Source organism: Streptomyces synnematoformans (genome assembly GCF_039531005.1).
Taxonomy (GTDB): Bacteria; Actinomycetota; Actinomycetes; order Streptomycetales; family Streptomycetaceae; genus Streptomyces; species Streptomyces synnematoformans.
Genome location: NZ_BAAAPF010000321.1, coordinates 1 through 7,770, shown reverse-complemented (window position 1 = coordinate 7,770; position 7,770 = coordinate 1). Strand labels below are relative to the sequence as shown.

The window sequence follows — 7,770 nt, the reverse complement described above, 5'->3', positions numbered from 1 at the left end:
CACCACCGACCTCGACGCCGCCGACGGCGAGGCGGCGCGCGAGGACGCGCTCGGCACCGCCGGCGGCGTGATGCTCGCCCGCCGCGGCGGCGCGCGCGACGCCCGTACGGTGCGGGCCGTGCTGCTGCGCTGCGTGCGCGACGAGGGGCCCGATGCGCCGGAGCTGGACGCCCTCGCCGCCGGCGCCGGCGGCCGCGCCATCGCCTCCGCCGCCCCCGTGCTCCGGCACGTCTACCGCGAGACCGGCAGCTCGCTGCTGCGCGGCGGCACCGCCCGCGCGCTGGCCGCCACCGACCCGTCGTTCCCCGCGTCGTTCGCCGTCGAGTGCCTGTGGGACTGCGAGGACACCACCCGCGAGATCGGCGCCCGGCACGCCGAGACCGCCGACGCCCGCGTCGTCGCCCGGCTGCGCAGCCTCGCCGCCGACCCGGCCGAGGACGGCGACGTGCAGAGCACCGTGCGCACCCGCATCACCCCGGACGGCGCCGCCGGCTGACGCCCGTCACGCGTCCTTCACGGACGGTCGCGGCCTGCGACAATGACGGCATGACGGCGCGCTGGCAGTTCTGGATCGACCGCGGCGGCACGTTCACCGACGTGGTGGGCAGACGACCGGACGGCACCCTCGTCGCCCGCAAGCTGCTCTCGCACGACCCGGGGCGGTACGGCGCCCACGACGACGCGGCGGTCGCCGGCGTGCGGCTGCTCCTCGGCCTCGGCCCGGACGAGCCGGTGCCCGCGGAGCGCGTCGAGGTGGTCAAGATGGGCACCACCGTCGCCACCAACGCCCTCCTCGAACGCAAGGGCGAGCCGACGGTCCTCGTCGTCACCGAGGGGTTCCGGGACGCGCTGCGGATCGCGTACCAGAACCGGCCGCTGCTCTTCGAGCGCCGCATCCTCAAGCCGGAGGCGCTGTACGAGCGGGTGATCGAGGTGCCCGAGCGCGTCGGCGCGCACGGCGAGGTCGTACGCGAACCGGACCTCGGCGCCGTACGCGCGGCGCTGGCGGACGCCTACCGCGACGGGTTCCGCAGCGCCGCCGTCGTCCTCCTCCACGGCTACCGCCACGCCGGCCACGAGCGGGCCGTCGCCGCGGAGGCCCGCCGCGCGGGCTTCACCCAGATCAGCTGCGGCCACGAGATCAGCCCGCTGATGAAGCTCGTGCCGCGCGGCGACACCACCGTCGTCGACGCCTACCTCTCGCCGATCCTGCGCCGGTACGTCGACCGCGTCGCCGGCGAACTGCCCGGCATCCGGCTGCAGTTCATGCAGTCCAACGGCGGCCTGCGCGAAGCCACCCGCTTCCGCGGCAAGGACGCCGTGCTCTCCGGGCCCGCTGGCGGCGTCGTCGGCATGGTCCGCTCCGCCGCCGAGGCGGGCCACGACCGCGTCATCGGCTTCGACATGGGCGGTACGTCCACCGACGTCTCGCACTACGCCGGCGAGTTCGAGCGCGACTTCGACACCCGGGTGGCGGGCGTACGGATGCGCGCACCGATGCTCAGCATCCACACCGTCGCCGCCGGCGGCGGCTCCGTCCTGCACTTCGACGGCCGCCGCTACCGCGTCGGCCCCGACTCCGCCGGCGCCGTCCCCGGCCCGGCCTGCTACCGCCGCGGCGGGCCGCTGACCGTCACCGACGCCAACGTCATGCTCGGCCGCGTCCAGCCGCGCCACTTCCCCGCCGTCTTCGGGCCCGACGGCGACCAGCCCCTCGACGACGGCGCCGTCCGGCAGGCGTTCACCGAGCTGGCCGCGACCGCCGCCGCGGCCACCGGCGACCGGCGCTCCCCGGAGGAGGTCGCCGCCGGCTTCCTCGACATCGCCGTGCTCAACATGGCCAACGCGGTCAAGAAGATCTCCGTGCAGCGCGGCCACGACGTCACCCGCTATGCGCTGACCAGCTTCGGCGGCGCCGGCGGCCAGCACGCCTGCGCCGTCGCCGACGTGCTCGGCATCGCCACCGTCGTCGTTCCGCCGCACCCCGGCGTGCTCTCCGCGTACGGCATCGGCGTCGCCGCCGCGACGGCCATGCGCGAGCAGGCGGTGGAGGCGGAGCTGACGGCCGCGTCGATGCCGCGGATCCGGCAGGTGTGCGCGGAGCTGGCCGGGCGGGCCGCCGCGGACCTCACCGACGAGGGCATTCCGGCCGACGCCGTGGGCACCGCGGCGCGGGTGCACCTGCGGTACGCGGGCACCGACTCGGCGATCGCCGTGCCGCTGGCGGACGAGGCCGGGATGCGGGCGGAGTTCACCGCCGTCCACCGCAGGCGGTTCGCGTTCACCATGGACAAGCCGGTCGTCGCCGAGGCCGCGTCCGTCGAGGCCGCCGCCGAGCAGGCGCCGCCCGTCGCCGACGAGGCCGCCGCGCCGCGTACCTCCGGAGCGCCGGAACCCGCCGACCGGGTACGGATCTTCGCCGGCGGGCGGTGGTGCGGGGCCGGGCTGTACCAGCGCGCGGAGCTGCACGCCGGCGACGCCGTCACCGGCCCCGCGATCCTCGCCGAGGAGGGGTCCACCACCGTCGTCGACCCCGGCTGGCAGGCCGCCGTACACGACCGCGGGCACCTCACGCTCACCCGCGTCCGCCCGCGGCCCGCCACCCGGGCCGTGGGCACAGGCGTCGACCCCGTGATGCTGGAGGTCTTCAACAGCCTCTTCATGGCCATCGCCGAACAGATGGGCGTACGGCTGGAGAGCACCGCGCACTCCGTCAACATCAAGGAGCGCCTCGACTTCTCCTGCGCTCTGTTCGACGCCGACGGCAACCTGATCTCCAACGCCCCCCACATGCCCGTGCACCTGGGGTCGATGGGGGAGTCCATCAAGGAGGTGCTGCGGCGCAACCGCGACGGCGGGCACGGGCTGCGGCCCGGCGACGTCTACGCCATCAACGACCCGTACCACGGTGGCACGCACCTGCCCGACGTCACCGTCGTCACGCCCGTCTTCGACACTGTGACATCAGCGGCTGACGCCGCGGGGGGCCGGGAACTGCTGTTCCTCGTCGCCTCCCGCGGCCACCACGCCGAGATCGGCGGCATCACCCCCGGCTCGATGCCCGCGTTCAGCCGCACCATCGAGGAGGAGGGCGTCCTCTTCGACAACTGGCTGCTCGTACGCGACGGAGAGCTGCGCGAGGACGAGACGCGCCGGCTGCTGACCTCCGGCCCGTACCCCTCGCGCGCGCCCGACGCCAACCTCGCCGACCTGCGCGCCCAGATCGCCGCCAACAACAAGGGCATCGACGAACTCCACCGCATGATCGGCATGTTCGGCCTCGACGTCGTACGCGCCTACATGGGGCACGTGCAGGACAACGCCGAGGAGTCCGTGCGCCGCGTCATCGCCGCGCTCGGCGACGGCTCGTACCGCTACGAGACCGACGCGGGCGCCGTCATCGAGGTCGCCGTCCGCGTCGACCGCGAGGCACGCAGCGCCGTCGTCGACTTCACCGGCACCTCGCCGCAGCAGCCCGGCAACGCCAACGCGCCCAGCTCGGTCGTCATGGCCGCCGTGCTCTACGTCTTCCGCACCCTCGTCGCCGAGGACATCCCCCTCAACAGCGGCTGCCTGAAGCCGCTGGACGTGCGCATCCCGCCCGGCTCCATGCTCGCGCCGGAGTTCCCCGCGGCCACGGTGGCGGGGAACGTCGAGACCTCCCAGGCGGTCACCGGCGCGCTGTACGCGGCGCTCGGCGTGCAGGCCGAGGGCTCCGGGACGATGAACAACGTCACCTTCGGCAACGACAAGGCGCAGTACTACGAAACCGTCGCCTCCGGCTCCGGCGCCGGCGACGGCTTCCCCGGCGCGGACGTCGTGCAGACCCACATGACCAACTCCCGCCTCACCGACCCCGAGGTGCTGGAGTGGCGCTATCCGGTGCGCGTCGAGGAGTTCGCCGTACGGGACGGCAGCGGCGGCCGGGGCCGCTGGACCGGCGGGCACGGCGCGGTGCGCCGCATCCGGTTCCTGGAGCCGATGACGGTGACGCTGCTGACCGGGCACCGGCGGGTGGCGCCGTACGGGATGGCGGGCGGCGGGCCGGGGGCGCTCGGCCGCAACGCCGTGGAGCGGGCCGACGGCACGGTGGAGCCGCTGGCCGGCTGCGACACGGTGGACGCCGGGGCGGGGGACGTGCTGCGGGTCGAGACCCCGGGCGGCGGCGGGTACGGCGACGAGGAGTGAGCGGCCGCGGGACCGCGGGTGCGCCGGGCCGGGCGCGCCCGCCCGCCGCCCCGGCCGGAGGCCGCACCGTTTCGGCCGATGTCGGTGGCACCGCCTAATCTGTCCGTCGTGACTGCTCCGACCACCGCGACGCCCGCCTCCGGCGCGCCCCGGCCCGCCCCGGGGCCGGCCGCCGACGAGGGCCTGGCCCGCCGGCTGCGCGCCCTGGCGTGCACGGCCCCGCTGCACGACCTGGACGCCCGCAAGGCGATGCTCGCGGGCGAGTTCGGGGTGTACGCCATGGCGGAGGTGGCGCTGTCCGCCATCGACCTGGTCACGCTGCAGATGGACTTCGACACCGGCGCCGAGCCCGACGAGGTCGTCGCCCGGCTGCTGCCGCGGGTCGCCGCCCAGGCGCCGCTGCGCCCCCGCACCGAGCACGAGCGGGTGGCCCGCTGGGTGCTGGACAGCCTGGTCAACGTCGGTAGCGTCGACCGCGGCTTCCGCGCGGTGTACGGCACGTTCGGCCACGACGGGGCGTATGTGCGCAGGGAGTACGACTTCAAGCTCATCGAGGAGGTCCCCGGCCCCGGCGGCGCGGTCTACCTGCGCACCACCGACGAGGCGGTCAACGTGCTGGTGGGCGCCCTCGACACCGATGTCACCAGCGCGCAGATCGCCGCCGAGGTCAAGCTGGAGGTCCTCATCAGCCGCGGCCGGCTCGCCGACGCCCAGCTCGCCGCCGAGCAGGCCCGCTACCGCACCGTGCAGTACGCCGAGACCCTGCGCCGCACCCTGGAGGCCACCCGGCGCAACGTCCGCGCGGTGGACTGGCTGCAGACCGTGCCGGCGATGATCGACGAGGCCCTCGACCACGTCGCCGACCGCTACCGGCACGAGAACGCCATCCTCACCAACATCCGCCGCGCCCGCGACGAGGCGGAGGACCCGGACCACAAGCGCCGCGCCGCCGAGCTGGTCGACATCGTCAAGGACTGCATCCGCCGCCACACCCAGCTGCAGACCCGGCTGCTGGACGCCGGCCCGCTGTTCCGCGCCGAGCAGGACCGGCAGGCGTTCGCCCCGCCCGCCGCCCGCACCGGCGTCGACCTGTACGGCCAGCTCCTCGCCCCGGTGCTGCCGCTGCCGGTCTCCGCCGCCCACCGCGTCACCGACGCCTTCTTCGCCCGCGGCACCGGCCTGCGCGCCCCGCACGCCGTGCGCCTCGCCGACCTGGCGGAGCTGCTGCTCACACCCCCGCTCGAACGGGCCCACCTCGGCGCCGAGATGCCCGAGCCGGACCTCGTGGCCACCCCGGACGACAGCCGGTTCAGCGAGGAGCAGCTCGCCGCCGCGGGCGAGCTGCTCGACCTGCCGCCGGACGCCCCGCGCCGGCTCTCCGGGCTGCTCGCCGACGCCCGCCGCCGCGACCCCGGCCTGCCGTACCTCGTCGCCCTCCTCGCCGTGCACGCCGCGGGCCCGGCCGTGGGGACGGCGTACCGGCAGGGGGACGAGCGGCTGCTGTTCGCCGTGGACGACGGCACGCAGATGACGGACGCCGAGTTCGGCGGCGCCGACCTCATCGTCGGCACGGCACTGCTGGACGCCGCCGGGATGGCGGCCGGACGCTCGGAGGCCGCCTCGTGACCCCCGACCCCGCCACCGCTCCCACGGTGCCCGGCGGCACGGCGGCGCCCGGCGCCGGCCACCCGCCCGCGGTCACCCCCGCCGACGCCGCCGACGCCGCCCGCCTGGTCTCCTTCGGCCTGCAGCCCAAGCTGCTGCCCGCCCGCGACCTGGAATACGCCGAGCTGCTCCGCCGCTACCGCGACGAGCCGCCCTTCGCCCGCCTCGCCGACGCCGTCGCCACCGGCCTCGGCCTCGTCGTGCTGGAGGTGTCGGCCCGTACCGGCATGGCCGTCACCGCCGCCGAGGACTCCGTCTTCGCCGTCCGCATGGGCGACTACGCCCGCCGTGCCGCCACCGACTCCGCCGACCGCTTCCTGCACGGCCTGGCCCATCTCGCCGTCGCCGCCATGGCGTTCCCGCGCCCCGAGGACCTGGCCGACGACGGGTACATCGGCCGGGTCAGCGTCAACGGCGTCGACGCCTTCGTCCGCCAGGCGTGCCGCCGGCTGGAGGAGCGCGCCGAGGAGGCCGGCGAGAACACCGACCCGGCCGAGGGCGAGCGCGGCCTGGAGGCCGCCTGGCGGGTGTACGCGCGCCGCAGCGCCACCGGCGCCACGAAGGACGCCCGCCGGCTCGCCGGCTCCACCACCGGCATCATCGGCAAGGCCATGGCGTTCCTCACCGACTCCGGCTTCCTGCAGCGCACGTCGGACGACGCCGGCGGCACGTACCGCACCACCGCCCGCTACCAGCTCCAGGTGCGGGACATGGCGGGCGGCGCGGCCATGTCCGAGCTGCTGGAGCTGGGCGTCGTACCGGTCGCCGACGGCAGCGCCACCCTGGTGCCCGCCGACGACGACGGCGAGCCCGCCGGCGGGGCGCTGCCCTTCTACCCCGGCCGGCCCGAGCCGGCCTGACGGCCGGCCGAGAGTCACGAGCGAAGGCCCCACTCACATGTACGAGCTGTCCCGGATCCGCCTCTACTCCATCGGACCCGCCGGTGCGCGGTACGCCGACACTGTGCTCGACCTGCGCGGCGTCGGCGGCGAGGTGCCCCGGCCGGCGCCCGCCCAGGGCGACTTCTTCGCCGCCGAGCCCACCGGCCCGCCGCGCCGGCCCGCACCCGCGGGCGTGCTGTTCCTGGAGAACGGCGGCGGCAAGTCCGTGCTGCTGAAGCTGATCTTCTCCGTGATGCTGCCCGGCCACCGCAACACCCTCGGCGGCGCCAGCTCCGGCGTGCTGCGCAAGTTCCTGCTCGCCGACGACACCGGGCACGTCGCGCTGGAGTGGCAGCACACCGTGACCGGCGAGCAGATCGTCGTCGGCAAGGTGAGCGAGTGGCGCGGCCGGCAGGTCTCCGGCGACCCGCGGAAGTTCGCCGAGGCGTGGTACTCGTTCCGCCCCGGGCCCGGGATGGGCCTGGACGCGCTGCCGGTCGCGGAGATGTCGGCGGCTGCGGCGGTGCGCCCCGCCGCCGAGGGCGCGTCGGGCGCCCGGGGGCGGCGCCGCACGATGAAGGGCTTCCGGGACGCGCTGACCGAGGCCGGCAAGGCGTACCCGCACCTGGACGTGGCGTGGGAGGAGATCCACGAGCGGTGGAACGAGCACCTGGGGCGCCTCGGCCTCGACCCGGAACTCTTCCGCTACCAGCGGGAGATGAACGCCGACGAGGGGGAGGCCGCCGGGCTGTTCGCGGTGAAGAACGACTCCGACTTCACCCACCTGCTGCTCCGCGCGGTCACCGACACCCGCGACACCGACGGCCTCGCCGACCTCGTGCACGGCTTCGCGCACAAGCTGGGCCGCCGGGCCGAGCTGACCGCCGAGCGGGACTTCACCGCCGGCTCCCTCGACCTGCTCGCCCACATCGGCACCGGCGCCGAGCAGCGCACCCGCGCCCGTGACGTGCTCGCCGGCGCCGAGCGCCGGGCCCGGGCCATCGACGGCCGGCTCACCGCGCTGGCCGGGGCGGTC

Annotated in this window: 3 protein-coding genes and 2 pseudogenes; all 5 read left to right on the top strand. The window is 75.8% G+C overall.

Annotation, left to right across the window (positions count from 1 at the left end; all coding sequences use genetic code 11):
• Positions 1-496: pseudogene (locus ABD317_RS30535) on the top strand (HEAT repeat domain-containing protein); the annotation flags it as partial.
• Between the two features lie 50 nt (positions 497-546).
• The gene (locus ABD317_RS30530) at positions 547-4,188 is read left to right on the top strand and encodes a hydantoinase B/oxoprolinase family protein (RefSeq protein WP_344294062.1); all 3,642 of its coding nucleotides are present in this window, start codon (positions 547-549) and stop codon (positions 4,186-4,188) included.
• Positions 4,189-4,266: 78 nt separating this feature from the next.
• Entirely contained in the window at positions 4,267-5,814 is a 1,548-nt protein-coding gene (locus ABD317_RS30525; protein WP_344294060.1) for a hypothetical protein, read from the top strand.
• Entirely contained in the window at positions 5,811-6,713 is a 903-nt protein-coding gene (locus ABD317_RS30520) for a hypothetical protein (RefSeq protein ID WP_425582475.1), read from the top strand. Before ABD317_RS30525 ends, ABD317_RS30520 begins: the two co-directional genes overlap by 4 nt.
• Positions 6,714-6,750: 37 nt before the next feature.
• Positions 6,751-7,770: pseudogene (locus ABD317_RS30515) on the top strand (hypothetical protein); the annotation flags it as partial.

What these genes read in the sequence shown, in the direction of transcription:
- ABD317_RS30525 (WP_344294060.1), top strand. Translation starts at nt 4,267, where the DNA reads ATGTCGGTGGCACCGCCTAATCTGTCCGTCGTGACTGCTCCGACCACC.
- ABD317_RS30530 (WP_344294062.1), top strand. Translation starts at nt 547, where the DNA reads ATGACGGCGCGCTGGCAGTTCTGGATCGACCGCGGCGGCACGTTCACC.